This is a genomic window from Streptomyces sp. CA-251387 (assembly GCF_050936625.1).
GTDB lineage: Bacteria > Actinomycetota > Actinomycetes > Streptomycetales > Streptomycetaceae > Streptomyces.
In genome coordinates this window covers 6531295-6546467 of sequence record NZ_JBNJMJ010000001.1, presented here as the reverse complement: position 1 = coordinate 6546467, position 15173 = coordinate 6531295, and the positions used below count along the sequence as shown (strand labels likewise).

Below are 15173 nucleotides of genomic sequence, written 5' to 3'. Positions count from 1 at the left end.
GGAGTTCACGCCTTCGCGTACCACACCACCTGCGAGGCAAGCCCAGCCACGGCGAGCGCCTCCAGCACCGACAGCGCGACGAGCAACCCGCCACCATCACCGTCCGCCCAGAACAGCACCAGCGCTGCCAGCGGCACTGCGCAGAACGCCGTCAGGTCCACGACAGTCTGGAGTGCCTTCCGCGACCTGCGCCGCGCGTCCCCACGATGCGCGGTCTCCCAGCCGAACGCCTGGAAGCCGCCGCTCGGTTCGGCCAGCGCCGCGAGCCGCGGCCCGAGATCCTCGCGGACGTACTTGCCGATCGCCGAGATCTTCTCGTCGTTCACGAGGTAGGTCCACCCGAGCACGACGCACACCGGCGGCAGCGCGAGCAGCATCGACGCCTGCTTTGCCTGCGCGGACGCGGCGATGACGGCGGCCACGGCCGCCAGGGTCACGTAGAGCAGGTTGTCCCGGAACCCGATCCGCGCCTTCTGCTCGTCCTTCACGCTCTGGTACTCGGCGAGCAGCAACTGCCCGACGGTGACGTCCTGTTCCGGCACTCGATTTCCTTCCCCCGGCTGTACGTTATGAGTGTGCCGGAGACTCAGCCCACTGTTCTCGTCCTGACCGCGCTTCCTCTCGAATACGCCGCCATACGCGCGCACGTCGAGAAACGGCAGGAGCTCGTGCACCCTGACGGAACCCGAGTCGAAGAGGGCCAACTACCCGGTACGCCCTGGCATGTTGCCATCGCCGAGCTGGGCATGGGCGCCGAGCGGGCCGCCGCTCTCACCACACAGCTCATCAACTGGCTGCATCCCGAGGCCGTGTTCTTCGTCGGCGTCGCCGGCAGCCTGAAGCACGACGTCGGGATCGGCGACGTCGTCGTGGGCACGCAGGTGCACGAGATCCATGGCGGCAAGCAGACACCCGAGGGTTTCCTGGTCCGGCCGAAGGCCCTGCCGGGCTCGCACGCGCTGGAACAGGCGGCCCGTTCCGCCGTGCGGGACATGCCCGACGTACGGGCGCACTTCATGCCTATCGCGACGGGTGACGTAGTCCTCGCGGACGCCGAGTCGGAGATCGCCCGGTTCATCCGCAGGAGCTACAACGACGCGGGCGCGATCGAGATGGAGGGCTCCGGGGCGCTCCAGGCGGCCCACCTGAACGGCCAGTTGAACGCCCTGGTGATCCGGGGCATCAGCGACCGGGCCGACGCGGGGAAGAGCAGGGCTGACGCCTCGGGTTCACAGGAACTCGCCGCCAAGCAGGCGGCTGCGGTGACGGTGGCCGTGCTGCGTAAGCATCAGCCCCGCAACCATTCCTCCGACTCCGAGGAGGGGCCCCATCGGCGCGGGGAGGGCGGAGCGACGTACGGCGGAGACCACATCGACTTCCGGGGCGGCACCTTCTACGGCCCCGTCACCGGCAAGAGCGACAGACGACGGTAGGAGCAGCAGGGGTACCACCCACGGCCCTGTCCCGCGAGCGACCGCCACACTCCCGCCCCGCCCCCTGGGGTTCACCGGCCGATCGGCAGAGCTGGATCGCCTGCTCCCGCACCTCTCCCCCGACGAGGACGACACGGCCGCGCTCCCGCTCCTCATCTTCGCGGTCACCGGTATGGGCGGCATCGGCAAGACCGCGCTGGCCGTGGAGGCGGCACACCGGGCCCGTGCGCGGGGCTGGTTCCCGGGCGGGACGCTCTTCGTGGACCTGCGCGGGTACGACGACGACCCGGCTACGGCCGATCAGGCGGTCCTAGCCCTGCTGGACGCGCTCGGCGTGCGGGACCGGGATCTGCCGCCGACGCCGGAGCGTCAGTACGACGCGTACCGCGAGCTCCTCTCCGAACGGCGGGACCGGATGCTGCTGATCCTGGACAACGCGTCGGGGCCGTCCCAGTACCTGCCGCTGCTGCCCGGGACGGACCACCACCGGGTGCTCATCACTTCGCGGGACCGTCCTGACGCCCTTCCGGTACGACTGATTGACCTGGAGACACTCATCCCAGGTGACTCCGTCGCCCTCGTGACCCGCGCCCTGCACGACACCGACGAACGGGACGACCGACCGGCACGCGAACCCGGAGCACTGCGCGAACTGGCCGATCTCTGCGGACACTTGCCCCTGGCTCTGCAGATCGCGGCGGGGATGCTGCGTCGGCGACGCCGTCGGGACATCGCTTCTCTGGTGGCCGAGATCCGGGACGCCGGGGATCCGACCGCTGTCCTCGACCGTGGCAGCCCTGGAACGGACATGTATGGGCGCTCGCTCGTTCTGCGTCCTGTGCTGGAGACCTCGTACCGTCGGCTGTCGCCCGACCAGGCCAGGCTGCTGCGCTTGCTCTGCCTTGCTCCGGGTGCGGAGACCGGTACGGAGGCCGTCGCCGCTCTTGCCGATCTCGACGCGGAGTCCGTGCTGCCCCTGCTGGAGGACTTGGCCGCCAGACATCTCGTCACGCCAGTGCGGCGCAGCAACGGGACGGCTTCCGCAATGCGGTGGCGGTTGCACGACCTGGTGCGGGTTTTCGGGGCGGGTGTGGTGGCGGGCGATGCGGGGTTGTGGGAGGAGGGGGAAGCAGCGCGGGAGCGAGTGCTGGGGTTTTACTACCGGTGGGCCGATGCGGCTGATGATCGGTTGCGGTGGTTGCCGGGGATGGCGGAGCCGGAGCGGTTCGACGACCGGGCGCAGGCGTTGGCCTGGCTGGACGGGGAGCGGGCGGGTCTGGTGGCGGCGGTGGGGTGGGGGCGGGAGGAGCGGTTCGCGGGCGCGGCCGTGCGGCTGGCCGAGTGTCTGGGGGAGTACCTGTCCTGGCGGCGGTATTTCGACGACTGGATCGCCGTGGAGGAGGCCGCGCGGGAGGCCGCCCACCGGTCCGGGGACCGGCTGGACGAGGCGGGCGCATGGAACAACCTCGGCCTCGCCCTGCGGAATGCGGGCCGGGTGGAGGAGGCGATCGACGCCCACACCCAGGCCCGCGACCTCTTTCAGGCCACCGAAAACCGCTACGGCGAAGGCATCGCGTGGAACAACCTCGGCCTCGCTCTGCGAGAAGCGGGCCGGGCGGGGAAGGCGATCGACGCCCACACCCAGGCCCGCGACCTGTACCAGGCCGCCGAAGACCGCAATAGCGAGGCCATGGCGTGGAACAACCTCGGTAGCGCCCTGCGGGAGGCGGGCCGGGCGGGGGAGGCGATCGACGCCCACACCCGGGCTCGCGCGTTGTTCAGGGCTACCGGAGACCGCCGCCGCGAGGCCACTGCGTGGCACAACCTCGGCGTCGCCCTGTGGAAGGCGGACCGGGTGGAGGAGGCGATCGAGGCGTACGGCAAGTCCCTGGAGGCATACCGGGGGTTCGAGGACTGGTACGGCGAGGGACAGGTCCTGCGCAACCTGGCCGTCGCACACCAGGCTGTCCGCCGCCCCGCCGAGGCACGCGCCGCTCTCCTCGGAGCCGCCGACGCCTTCACCCGCGCCAACGCCCCAGCCGAAGCCGCCGAGGTCCGCGCCCGCGCCGCCGAACAACCGGAATAACTTCCCACCCTCACACCCCCGCATACTCCCCGAGCCCCTGCCAAGGCACCACCACCCACATCCGCGTCCCACCCCGGGCTCCCGCCCCTCCCCGAACCCCATCGAATTGCGCGTGCTCCCCGTCGAATCCGGCGCGTTCTCGGGCACCGGGCACGCCGTTCTATGCCTACGGCCCGATCCCCCAGCTCGACACCGTGCATCCGCGACATCAAGTCCGGCAAGGCCGACCCCCTCCTGTAGGCGTTCGCCGCCACCCCACCGCCCAATCAGCCGCAGACGCATTGACCTGACTAGACCACTCAACCTACGTTCACCAGGCAGCCATCCCCGCGCCACAACGACGTGCGCCCGCAGGAGGTCATGCCCGTGCGCCCCACCGCCGTTCTCCCCGCACTCCTCGTCGCCGCCCTCACCGCCACCGCCCTCACATCCTGCGGCAGCGGTTCCGGCAGCGACCCGGACACCCTCAAGGTCTCCTTCAAACAGTCCACGGACAACTCCATCAAGGTGATGGACACCTACCTCGCGGACATCAAGAAGCAGTTCGAGAAGGCCAACCCCGGCAAGAAGGTCGAGTTCGTCCCCATCAAGGCCCCGGACTCGGAGTACTACACCAAGCTCCAGCAGATGCTCCGCTCCCCCAAGACCGCCCCCGACCTGGTCTACGAGGACACCTTCCTCATCAACTCGGACATCACCAGCGGGTATCTGAAGCCCCTCGACCCGTACCTCGGCAAGTGGCAGGACTGGAACCAGTTCATCGACACGGCGAAAGCCGCGGCCAAGGGCGAGGACGGCAAGACGTACGGCGTCCCGGACGGCACGGACACCCGGGGCCTGTGGTTCAGCAAGGACATCTTCAAGAAGGCCGGCCTGCCCGCCGACTGGCAGCCGAAGACCTGGGACGACGTCCTCGAAGCCGCCCGCACCATCAAGGAGGAAGTCCCCGACGTCATCCCCCTGAACGTCTACACGGGCAAACCCGTCGGCGAGGCCGCCACGATGCAGACTTTCGAGATGCTGCTCTACGGCACGGGTACGAATGCGGACGACGGCACATCGGACCCTCTGTACGACAGGGCCGCCAAGAAATGGATCGCCGGCAGCCAGGGCTTCAAGGACTCACTCGCCTTCGTGGAGACGGTCTACAAGGAGAAGCTCGGCCCGGACGTCTCCGACGCCCTCGACCCCAACGTCATGACCCGCGTCCGCGGCGAGTGGCTCCCGCAGGGCAAGCTCGCCATCGCCCTCGACGGCTCCTGGCTCCCCCAGGACTGGCTCCCCGGCAGCGGCCACGAATGGCCCGAGTGGTCCGACGAACTCGGCCTCGCCGCCATGCCGACCCAGAACGGCCAGGCCCCCGGCAAGGTGAGCATGTCCGGCGGCTGGACCTGGTCGATCCCTGCCAAGGCGGCCAACCCGGACCTGGCCTTCGAGTTCATCAAGACGATGCAGACGAAGGCGAACGCCCAGAAGTGGTACGTCGCCAACTCCGGCATCGCGGTACGGAAGGACGTCGCGAGCGACCCGTCGTACGTCAACGCCCAACCCGGCATCAAGTTCTTCACCGATCTCGTCGCGAACACCCACTACCGCCCCGCCTACCCGGCGTACCCGAAGGTCTCCACCGCGATCCAGGAGGCGATGGAGGGCGTGACGACGGGTGACATGTCGGTCGACGAGGCGGCGAAGGGCTACGACGAGGAGCTGAAGACGGCGGCGGACGGCCAGGTGATCGAGAAGTGAGCCCCCGCGCATGACGACCGTCGCCAAAACGCCAGGGTCCGGACCGGGAGCGGGACGGGGACGTGGGCGAGGGTGGGGACGGGGACGGGGGCAGGGGCCGGCCAACCCCCACGCCGCGCCACATCGCCCGCACTCCCGTCCCCTCCACCGCTCCCTCGCCCGAGCCCTCCCCCTCTCCCCGGCCGTCGTCCTCCTGCTCCTCTTCCTCGCCGGCCCCATCGCCTACTGCGCCTACATCGCCTTCACCGACCTCCAACTCACCGGCCAGGCAGCGGAGTCGTTCGTCGGCTTCGACAACTTCCGTACGGCCTTCGGTGACGAGGCGTTCCTCAACGCGGTCTGGCTCACCCTCGTCTTCACCGTCATCTCGGCCCTGCTCGGCCAGAACACCCTGGGCCTGGCCCTGGCCGCACTGATGCAGCGCGCGTCGAAGCCCGTGCGCACGCTGGTCGGCGGCATCGTCATCACGGCCTGGGTCCTGCCGGAGGTCGTCGCCGGTTTCCTCCTCTACGCCTTCTTCCGCCGCGAGGGCACTTTGAACGCCATCCTGGAGTGGCTCCATCTCCCCACCCAGAACTGGCTGTTCACCCTCCCGATCCTGGCAGTGTCCTTCGCGAACGTGTGGCGGGGCACGGCCTTCTCGATGCTGGTCTACTCGGCGGCGCTGAACGAGATCCCCAAGGAGATCACGGAGGCGGCGGAGGTCGACGGCGCGGGCGGCTGGCGCCGTATGTGGCACATCACGCTCCCGATGATCCGCCGCTCCATCGGCACGAACCTGATGCTCATCACCCTCCAGACGCTGTCCGTCTTCGGCCTGATCTGGGTGATGACGAGGGGCGGCCCGGGCGGCAAGAGCCAGACGCTGCCGCTCTTCATGTACGAGGAGGCGTTCCAGAAGAGCATGATCGGCTACGGCACGGCGGTGGCCCTGTTGTTGCTGGTGGTGGGCTCGTTGTTCTCGGTGGTCTATCTGCGTCTGCTGCGAACGGAGGTCTGACGCCCGTGTCCCGTACTCTCGCCTCCCGACGCACCACTCACCGCCTGGCCGCCGACGCCGGCCTTCTGGTGTTGGCCGCCGCGTTCGTGCTCCCACTGGCGTGGGTGATCCTCTCCTCGGTCGACACGAACGCCAACCTCCAAGTGAAGCTCCCGGACGGAGTGACCCTGGACAACTTCGACGCCGTCCTGACACCGGACATCACCTTCACGCCCCTGCTCAACAGCCTGCTCCTGTGCGGCGGGGGTACGGCACTGACCGTGGTGTGCGCGGCGCTGGCCGCGTATCCGCTGTCGCGGTTCGGGTCGCGGTTCAACCGGCCGTTCCTGCTCACGATTCTCTTCGCCACGAGTCTGCCGATCACGGCGATCATGGTGCCCGTGTATGCGCTGTTCGTGCAGGTGAACCTGATCGACACCATGCAGGGCACGATTTTCTTCTTCGCCGCGTCTCAATTGCCGTTCGCCATCTGGCTGATGAAGAACTTCATGGATGGCGTGCCGAAGGAGCTGGAGGAGGCTGCCTGGACGGACGGGGCGTCGTCGCTTCAGTCGCTGGTGCGGGTTGTGCTGCCGCTGATGGGGCCCGGTGTGGCGGTGGTGACGGTGTTCTCGTTCGTGATGATGTGGGGGAACTTCTTCGTGCCGTTCATGTTGTTGCTTACGCCGGATCAGATGCCTGCGGCGGTGAGCATCAATGAGTTCTTCGGGAATCGGGGGACCGTGGTGTATGGGCAGCTGGCGGCGTTCTCGGTTATCTATTCGACGCCGGTGATTTTGCTTTATGTGGTGGTGGCTCGGCGGTTGGGTGCGGGGTTTGCGTTGGGTGGGGCGGTCAAGGGGTGAGAGGTTCGGCTGCTGCGGTGCGGGCTGCGGCAGCTCGGTCGGGAGCCATGGCCCGGGTGAAGGAGTCAGCGGCGCGAAGTCGGCAGGACCGGGCCTTGGAAGGTTCCTGAGCGTCTTCGTATGCCCGGGCCAGCATCTCCAGGGTCAGACCTTCCGCGTACCAGTCCTCGAACTCCGTGTAGTACTCCAGGGATTCCTTGAACGACTCGATAGCCTCCTCCACCCGTCCCACCTGTTGCAGGGCACTGCCGAGGTTGCTCCACGCGTAGCCCTCGTGGTGGCGGTCCCCCACCCTCCGGAAGAGGTCACGGGCACGGGTATGGGCATCGATCGCTTCTTCCAGCCGTCCCGCTTCCCGCAGGGCGCCTCCGAGGTTGATCCACGCGATGCCCTCACCACGGCGGTCCCCGGCGGTCCGGAACAGGTCCAGGTCGGACAGGTGGACATCAATCGCCTCTTCGAGTCGACCCACCTTTTGTAAGGCGATGCCGAGTTGGTTCCGCGCAAAGACCTCGCGGTCGGCGTCCCCGGCGGCTCGGAACAGGTCGCAGGCCCGCCTGTGAGCGTCGACAGCCTCATCATCCCGCCCTGCCTGCCGCAGCGCGCCACCCAGACTCTCCCAGGCTCCGGCCTCGGCACGTCGGTGCCCCGAGCGGTGGGCCACTCCCCGGGCGGTACTTGCAACCATGATCCAGTCGTCGGAGTACCTCCGCCTGCTCAGGTACGTCACCAACCGTTCGGCCAACGACACCGCCATGTCCGCGTACGGGCGCTCATGAGCCCACTGCACGGCAGCCACCAGACCCTCACGCTCCCTGTCCAGCCACTCGAACGCGGCAGCACGGTCCGCGAACCGCTCCGGCTCCGGCCGTCCCGGAAACCACTCCAGCCGCTGATCGGCGGCCGTTGCCCACCGGTGGAAGTACTCCAGCAGCCGCCACCGGGCCGCGTTCCCCTCCTCCACGAAGTCGGCGCGATGGGCCACCGTCGCCACCCCGAACGCCCGCACCAGGTCATGCAGGCGCCACCGTCCGCGAGTACTCCCTCGCCCGACGAGGTGAGCTCGGGCCAGCTCGCCCAAGGCCCGAGTCGGCGGGGCATCCTCCCCGCTCAAGGCGGTTACGGCTTCGGTAGTCACCTCGGCCCCCGGGGCAAGGGCAAGCAGCCGCAGCAACCGGGCCTGATCAGGCGGCAGACGCCGATACGACAGGTCGAAGGCAGCGCGGACGCTGCGCTCCCCATCGTCGAGGTGAACCAAGCGGTCACGGAACTCCGAGAGCTCGGCGGCCAGTTCGGCAACGGGCTTGCCCCGGTCCAGCACCAGCAGCGCCGCCGCGATCTGGAGAGCGAGCGGCAGACACCCACAATGGGAAGCAACGTGCATGGCCGCCTCGGCTTCCTCGGCAACCCGGCTGTCGGCCGGGTCCGCGACCCGTAGCGCACCGTCGAGAAGCTCGAACGCCTCCCGCGGCGCCAACTCGTCCAGTGCCAGCAACCGCGCCCCCAGCTGCGGCAACTTACTGCGCGAGGTGACCAGCAACCGATGCCGCCCCTCACCGGGAAGCAACGGCCGCACCTGCCCCGGCGAGGACGCATTGTCGGCCACCACCAGCACCGCGCCCCGCTCCCGCCCCCGCTCGGCAAGCACCGACCGGTACAGCGCCCCCCGCTCATCCACCCCCACCGGAATGTGCTCCGGCTCCACACCGACCGCCCGCAGCAACGCCTCCAGCGCCTGCTCCCCCGTCACGGGATCGTCGTCGTACCCATGGAGATCCAGAAAGAGCACCCCGCCCGGAAACCACCCCTTCTCACACGCCTCGTGCGCCGCCTCCACCGCGAGCGCGGTCTTCCCGATACCGCCGAGCCCGGACAGCGCGGCGACCAGGACAGCCTCCGGCCCTCCGGTCACGGTCGGATCGAAGGCGCGGAGCAACTCCTCCAGCTCCTCGCCCCGCCCCGTGAAGCCGGCCGGCCTCGCGGGCAGCGCGTCCAGCGCCGTAGGCGCAGCAGCCTGCTGGTAGAAGGTCCCCTTGGCCACAACAGCCCCGTTGAACGCCCCGCCCCGGAGATCGACATGATCCCCGCCGTACCGCCCACCCTCACCGACCATGGCGCCGCCCCCGTACCGCCCACGAACCTCGCGCCCGAACACGGTACGCCCCGGAACCCCCGGGCAGATCGTCCTCCCGGAGCTCGGCGAGGGACACCGCCTCACCCGACGTCGGGATTGAGCCGCCGCTCACCCACCTCTCGGCGACCGCTCGGCCCGTTGACCATGCCGCACTCCTCTTCGATGTCCGTTCACACGATCCATGGCCGCAGCACCACCACCACGGACGACAAAGAGATCGACATGGGAGCACTTTCCCGAATATGCCCCCTGACCTTGCCATTCACCGAATGTCACCATCCATCGGGCCAAGCCGTCCCCCGCCCTGGCGCAACACGCCCCACTATCGCCCCACCTCGACAGACGACCTCCCCCCGTAAACGAACCCGCCAGTAGTCATAGCTTCCTACAATCCGTAATCCTGGCCGAACAGACCGTAGTCACCCCACCCCGCCGGCCCTACGTTGTGCCCCGTGCGCCGACCCCCAGCTCAACCGAACCAGCCCCACCACCACAACCATCACCCCGACCACCCCAGCCACCCCAACCGCCACAAACACCCCAACCGCTCCAGCCACCGGACCCCACCCACTCCCCCCTTCAACGCCCCCGCCGCCCGCAGACTCCGTGCCGCCCTCAACATGGGGCCCGAGCATGTCGCCTACGGCATGCGGGCCTCGTACGGGCTTCCCTACGTCACCGAAGACCTGGTCATCGCCTGGGAACGCGAGCTCGCCGCGCCGACCAGCAACGAGCTCACCGCACTCGCGGGGGTGCTGTGGTGCTCGCCCAGTGAGCTGCTCGGCAAGCCGCGGACGTTGCGTGAGCACCGCATCGCGCGCGGGCTCGCACCCGAGGACGTGGCGCGTACCGTCGGGCACGACCTCCCGGCCTATCTCCGCATGGAGGAGCTCGACGACTGGCGCGGCACCGACCGCCAGTCCGCCGCCCTCGCCGAGATCCTCGGCCTGTCGCTGCCGGACTTCATCACTGTCACGGGCCGCGACGGGAAGCTCGCCGAGCTGCTGCGCAGTGCCGTGACGACGCGCTGGCAGGCGTACGTACGCCCGGTCGGCAAGATGGTGCCCCTGGACCGGCGCATCCTGGAGACCGCCCTCCAGGAGCTGCACCAGAACTACCAGGGGCAGATGACCGCCACCCTCAGCTGGGGCGGCGACAACACGCACTCCGGTGCGGCCGGCCGCGAATACCTCGACCGGATCGTCGATCACTTCTGGACGACCGTCGGGAGAAGTGCCCCCTGAACTTCGACCCCGACTGAGTCTCCGGCCGCCCGGGAACCCGGCCTAGAACACCGACTCCGCCTCGTCCATCCGGTCCTTCGGCACCGTCTTCAGCTCGGTGACCGCCTCCGCCAGCGGCACCATCACCACGTCGGTCCCCCGCAGCGCGGTCATCCTGCCGAACTCGCCCCGGTGCGCCGCCTCCACCGCATGCCAGCCGAAGCGGGTGGCGAGGACGCGGTCGTACGCGGTCGGCGTGCCGCCGCGCTGGACGTGGCCGAGAATGACCGGCTTGGCCTCCTTGCCGAGGCGGCGCTCCAGCTCGAACGCCAGTGCCGTACCGATGCCCTGGAAGCGCTCGTGGCCGAACTGGTCGATCTCGCCCTTGCCGTAGTCCATGGTGCCCTCGGCGGGGTGGGCTCCCTCGGCGACGCAGATCACCGCGAACTTCTTGCCGCGCGCGAAGCGCTCCTCGACCATCTTCACGAGGTCTCCGGGGTCGAAGGGGCGCTCAGGCAGGCAGATGCCGTGCGCACCCGCGGCCATGCCGGACTCCAGCGCGATCCAGCCGGCGTGGCGGCCCATGACCTCCACCACCATCACCCGCTGGTGTGACTCCGCGGTCGTCTTCAGGCGGTCCATGGCCTCGGTGGCGACCCCGACCGCCGTGTCGAAGCCGAACGTGCGGTCCGTGGACGAGATGTCGTTGTCGATGGTCTTCGGCACGCCCACCACCGGCAGGCCCGCGTCCGACAGCATCCGTGCCGCCGTCAGGGTTCCCTCACCGCCGATCGGGATCAGCGCGTCGATGCCGAAGTCACGGGCGATGTCGGGGGCGCTCTCGCACGCCTCGCGCAACCGGTCGCGCTCCAGCCTCGACGACCCCAGGATCGTGCCGCCGCGCGCCAGGATGCCGCCGACCGCCTCCAGGTCGAGGCTGCGGTAGCGGCCGTCCAGCAGGCCCGCGTATCCGTCCTCGAAGCCGATCACCTCGTCGCCGTAGTGGGCGACGGCCCGGTGCACGACCGACCGGATCACTGCGTTCAGGCCGGGGCAGTCGCCGCCTGCGGTGAGAACTCCGATACGCATCGTGCTGTGTCTCCTGCTCGCTGTTGATACCGGTGAGCCGGTCCGATTGTTTCATGTTCCCCGCCTTGCGCCGCCGCATGTCCGACCCACGGGCCTGACGGGCGCCTAATCCACAGACAAGGGTATTGTCAAGAGGGTTTCGCTCACCTCACTGGGCGAATTTGCGACCAAAGGCTCCGCCAAGCCGCTGACAGACGGCCGGACCAGACGGCCAGACGGACGAACAGACGAAACGGAGAGCACGCGTGACGCGCAGCGTGTACGTGACCGGAATCGACCGCGGGGACGGCCGCCAGGTCGTCGAGCTCGGGGTGATGGAGCTCCTGACCCGGCAGGTCGACCGGGTGGGGGTGTTCCGGCCGCTGGTCCACCACAGTCCCGACCGGCTGTTCGAGCTGCTGCGCGCCCGCTATCGCCTCTCCCAGGACCCGGCCACGGTCTACGGCATGGACTACCACGAGGCGTCCGCGCTCCAGGCCGAGCGCGGGACCGACGAGCTGGTGTCCACGCTCGTCGACCGGTTCCATGTCGTCGCCCGCGACTACGACGTCGTCCTCGTCCTCGGCACCGACTACGCCGACACCCAGCTCCCGGACGAGCTGTCCCTCAACGCCCGGCTCGCCAACGAGTTCGGCGCGTCCGTGATACCGGTCGTGGGCGGGCGCAAGCAGACCACCGAGTCCGTGCTCGCCGAGACGCGAAACGCCTATCGGGCGTACGACAGCCTCGGCTGCGACGTGCTGGCCATGGTCACCAACCGGGTCGCCCGGGAGGACCGGGACGAGATCGCCGAGCGGCTCGAGTCGCGGCTGCCGGTGCCCTGTTACGTCGTCCCGGACGAGCCCGCGCTCTCCGCGCCGACCGTCGCGCAGATCGCCCAGTCCCTCGGCGCGAAGGTCCTGCTGGGCGACGACTCGGGGCTCGCGCGCGACGCCCTCGGGTTCGTCTTCGGCGGCGCCATGCTGCCCAACTTCCTCAGCGCCCTGACCCCGGGCTGCCTGGTCGTCACCCCGGGCGACCGCGCCGACCTGGTCGTCGGCTCGCTGGCCGCGCACAGCGCCGGCACCCCGCCGATCGCCGGCGTGCTGCTCACCCTGGACGAGCGCCCCGGCGACGAGATCCTCACCCTCGCCGCCCGCCTCGCCCCGGGCACCCCGGTGCTGTCGGTGCCCGGCTACAGCTTCCCCACCGCCGAGCAGCTGTTCTCCCTGGAGGGGAAGCTGAACGCGGCCACCCCGCGCAAGGCGGAGACCGCCCTCGGCCTCTTCGAGCGGTACGTCGACACCGGTGACCTGATCAAGCGGGTCTCGGCGCCGAGCAGCGACCGGGTCACACCGATGATGTTCGAGCACAAGCTCCTGGAGCAGGCCCGCTCGAACATGCGCCGCATCGTGCTGCCCGAGGGCACCGAGCCGCGCGTCCTGCACGCGGCCGAGGTGCTCCTGCGGCGCCGGGTCTGCGACCTCACCCTCCTCGGCCCCGTCGACCAGATACGCAAGAAGGCCGCCGACCTCGGCATCGACCTGGGCGACTCCCAGCTGATCGACCCGGCCACCAGCGAGCTGCGCGACGCCTTCGCCGAGAAGTACGCCCAGCTGCGCGCGCACAAGGGGGTCACGGTCGAGCTGGCGTACGACGTCGTCAGCGATGTGAACTACTTCGGCACCCTGATGGTGCAGGAGGGGCTCGCGGACGGCATGGTCTCGGGGTCCGTGCACTCCACGGCCGCAACCATCCGGCCCGGCTTCGAGATCATCAAGACCAAGGCCGACACGAAGATCGTCAGCTCCGTCTTCTTCATGTGCCTCGCCGACAGGGTGCTCGTCTACGGCGACTGCGCGGTGAACCCCGACCCGAACGCCGAGCAGCTGGCCGACATCGCCATCCAGTCGGCCGCCACCGCCGAACAGTTCGGTGTGGAGCCGCGGATCGCGATGCTGTCGTACTCGACGGGCACGTCCGGTTCGGGCGCCGATGTCGACAAGGTGCGCGAGGCGACCGAGCTGGCGCGGGAGCGGCGGCCCGATCTGAAGATCGAGGGGCCCATTCAGTACGACGCCGCCGTGGAGCCGTCCGTGGCCGCGACCAAGCTGCCGGAATCGGACGTGGCCGGGCAGGCAACGGTTCTGATCTTCCCTGACCTCAATACAGGTAACAACACCTACAAGGCCGTGCAGCGTTCGGCCGGCGCGATCGCCGTCGGCCCGGTGCTGCAGGGTCTGCGCAAGCCGGTCAACGACCTGTCCCGGGGCGCGCTCGTCCAGGACATCGTCAACACCGTCGCCATCACGGCGATCCAGGCCCAGTCCCCCAGCGAGAAGGTTTCCCAGCAGTGAGTGCGTCCCGCGTCCTCGTCCTCAACTCCGGCTCCTCGTCGGTGAAGTACCAGCTGCTCGACATGCGGGACAGCAGCCGGCTGGCCGTGGGCCTGGTCGAGCGCATCGGGGAGGAGACCTCCCGGCTCAAGCACACTCCGCTGGCGGGCGGCGGCGAGAGCCGTGAGTGGACCGGACCGATCGCCGACCACGAGGCCGCCCTGAAGGCCGTGTCGGCGGAGCTCGCCAAGGACGGTCTCGGGCTCGACTCGCCCGAGCTGGCCGCGATCGGGCACCGGGTGGTGCACGGCGGCAAGCACTTCACCGAGCCGACCGTCATCGACGACGCCGTGCTCGCCGAGATCGAGCGGCTGATACCCGTCGCCCCGCTGCACAACCCGGCCAACCTCACCGGCATCCGCACCGCCCGCCAGCTGCGGCCGGACCTGCCCCAGGTCGCCGTCTTCGACACCGCGTTCCACACGACGATGCCGGAGTCGGCCGCCCGCTACGCGATCGACGTCGAGACCGCCGACCGGCACCGGATACGCCGGTACGGCTTCCACGGCACCTCGCACGCGTACGTCTCCCGGGCCACCGCCGAGCTGCTCGGCAAGGCGCCCGAGGACGTGAACGTCATCGTGCTGCACCTGGGCAACGGCGCGTCCGCGTCCGCCGTACGGGGCGGTCGTTGCGTGGACACCTCCATGGGGCTGACGCCTTTGGAGGGGCTCGTGATGGGTACGCGATCCGGTGATGTGGATCCGGCGGTCATCTTCCATTTGGCGCGCGTTGCCGAAATGTCCATCGACGAAATCGACACTCTTCTCAACAAGAAGAGCGGTCTCATCGGTCTGTGCAGCGACAACGACATGCGGGAGATCCGGCGCCGCGTCGACGAGGGCGACGCGGAGGCGAAGCTCGCCTTCGACATCTACATTCATCGTTTGAAGAAGTACATCGGCGCCTATTACGCGGTGCTCGGCAGGGTGGACGCGGTGGCGTTCACGGCCGGCGTCGGGGAGAACGCGGCGCCCGTGCGGGAGGCGGCCGTCGCCGGCCTCGAGGAGCTGGGCCTGGCGGTGGACGGCGAGCTGAACGCCGTACGCGGTGACGAGCCGCGGCTGATTTCGCCGGCGCACGCGCGTGTGGCGGTCGCCGTGGTGCCGACGGATGAAGAACTGGAGATCGCGACGCAGACCTACGCACTGGTCGGACGCATTTGATATGCGGCTCCGCCGTGTGGAACGCCTGAGTAACACGGCTGAGCAATGCGCAGCTCATTTGTATCTTCCGCCAGAC

At 69.2% G+C, this 15173-nt stretch carries 11 protein-coding genes; 8 read left to right on the top strand and 3 right to left on the bottom strand.

The annotated features are described in order from the left end of the window. Nucleotides 1-5: 5 nt before the first annotated feature. A complete protein-coding gene (locus ACQEV2_RS29525; RefSeq protein ID WP_433047941.1) occupies nt 6-542 on the bottom strand; it encodes a hypothetical protein in 537 nt (178 codons plus the stop codon). A gap of 27 nt (nt 543-569) precedes the next feature. Between ACQEV2_RS29525 and ACQEV2_RS29520 the strand changes: the two genes are divergently transcribed. The 5 genes from ACQEV2_RS29520 (at nt 570) to ACQEV2_RS29500 (ending at nt 7110) form a co-directional block, all read left to right on the top strand. Next, nucleotides 570-1433: a nucleosidase gene (locus ACQEV2_RS29520; RefSeq protein WP_433047939.1), complete on the top strand. Its 864-nt coding sequence runs from the start codon at nt 570-572 to the stop codon at nt 1431-1433. 100 nt (nt 1434-1533) lie between these two features. Then, on the top strand, nt 1534-3519 hold the full coding sequence (locus ACQEV2_RS29515) for a tetratricopeptide repeat protein (protein ID WP_433054873.1): 1986 nt from the start codon (nt 1534-1536) through the stop codon (nt 3517-3519). Between the two features lie 360 nt (nt 3520-3879). Continuing rightward, entirely contained in the window at nt 3880-5265 is a 1386-nt protein-coding gene (locus tag ACQEV2_RS29510; RefSeq protein ID WP_433047934.1) for an extracellular solute-binding protein, read from the top strand. 10 nt (nt 5266-5275) lie between these two features. Beyond that, nucleotides 5276-6265: a carbohydrate ABC transporter permease gene (locus ACQEV2_RS29505; protein ID WP_433047931.1), complete on the top strand. Its 990-nt coding sequence runs from the start codon at nt 5276-5278 to the stop codon at nt 6263-6265. 5 nt (nt 6266-6270) lie between these two features. Continuing rightward, nucleotides 6271-7110 carry a carbohydrate ABC transporter permease gene (locus ACQEV2_RS29500; protein ID WP_433047928.1) on the top strand — a complete coding sequence of 280 codons (840 nt, stop codon included), beginning with the start codon at nt 6271-6273 and terminating at the stop codon, nt 7108-7110. On the opposite strand, the gene ACQEV2_RS29495 is transcribed toward ACQEV2_RS29500, so the two are convergent. Next, nucleotides 7100-9151 carry a tetratricopeptide repeat protein gene (locus ACQEV2_RS29495; RefSeq protein ID WP_433047925.1) on the bottom strand — a complete coding sequence of 684 codons (2052 nt, stop codon included), beginning with the start codon at nt 9149-9151 and terminating at the stop codon, nt 7100-7102. The genes ACQEV2_RS29500 and ACQEV2_RS29495 overlap by 11 nt on opposite strands. Nucleotides 9152-9696: 545 nt before the next feature. Between ACQEV2_RS29495 and ACQEV2_RS29490 the strand changes: the two genes are divergently transcribed. Then, nucleotides 9697-10488 (top strand): XRE family transcriptional regulator, encoded by a 792-nt coding sequence (locus ACQEV2_RS29490; protein WP_433047922.1) that lies wholly within the window; start codon nt 9697-9699, stop codon nt 10486-10488. 42 nt (nt 10489-10530) lie between these two features. On the opposite strand, the gene ACQEV2_RS29485 is transcribed toward ACQEV2_RS29490, so the two are convergent. Next, the gene (locus ACQEV2_RS29485) at nt 10531-11556 is read right to left on the bottom strand and encodes an ATP-dependent 6-phosphofructokinase (protein WP_433047919.1); all 1026 of its coding nucleotides are present in this window, start codon (nt 11554-11556) and stop codon (nt 10531-10533) included. A gap of 245 nt (nt 11557-11801) precedes the next feature. Here ACQEV2_RS29485 and pta point away from each other — a divergent pair, with 245 nt between their 5' ends. Further along, on the top strand, nt 11802-13892 hold the full coding sequence (gene pta, locus ACQEV2_RS29480) for a phosphate acetyltransferase (RefSeq protein ID WP_433047916.1): 2091 nt from the start codon (nt 11802-11804) through the stop codon (nt 13890-13892). Next, complete coding sequence (locus tag ACQEV2_RS29475) at nt 13889-15097, top strand: acetate kinase (protein ID WP_433047913.1); 1209 nt, start codon at nt 13889-13891, stop codon at nt 15095-15097. The genes pta and ACQEV2_RS29475 overlap by 4 nt, the downstream gene beginning before the upstream one ends. Nucleotides 15098-15173: the final 76 nt, after the last annotated feature.

Excerpts from the sequence above, each read along its gene's own strand:
- ACQEV2_RS29485 (WP_433047919.1), bottom strand. The coding sequence starts at position 11,556 with ATGCGTATCGGAGTTCTCACCGCAGGCGGCGACTGCCCCGGCCTGAAC.
- ACQEV2_RS29510 (WP_433047934.1), top strand. The coding sequence starts at position 3,880 with ATGCCCGTGCGCCCCACCGCCGTTCTCCCCGCACTCCTCGTCGCCGCC.
- ACQEV2_RS29505 (WP_433047931.1), top strand. The coding sequence starts at position 5,276 with ATGACGACCGTCGCCAAAACGCCAGGGTCCGGACCGGGAGCGGGACGG.
- ACQEV2_RS29520 (WP_433047939.1), top strand. The coding sequence starts at position 570 with ATGAGTGTGCCGGAGACTCAGCCCACTGTTCTCGTCCTGACCGCGCTT.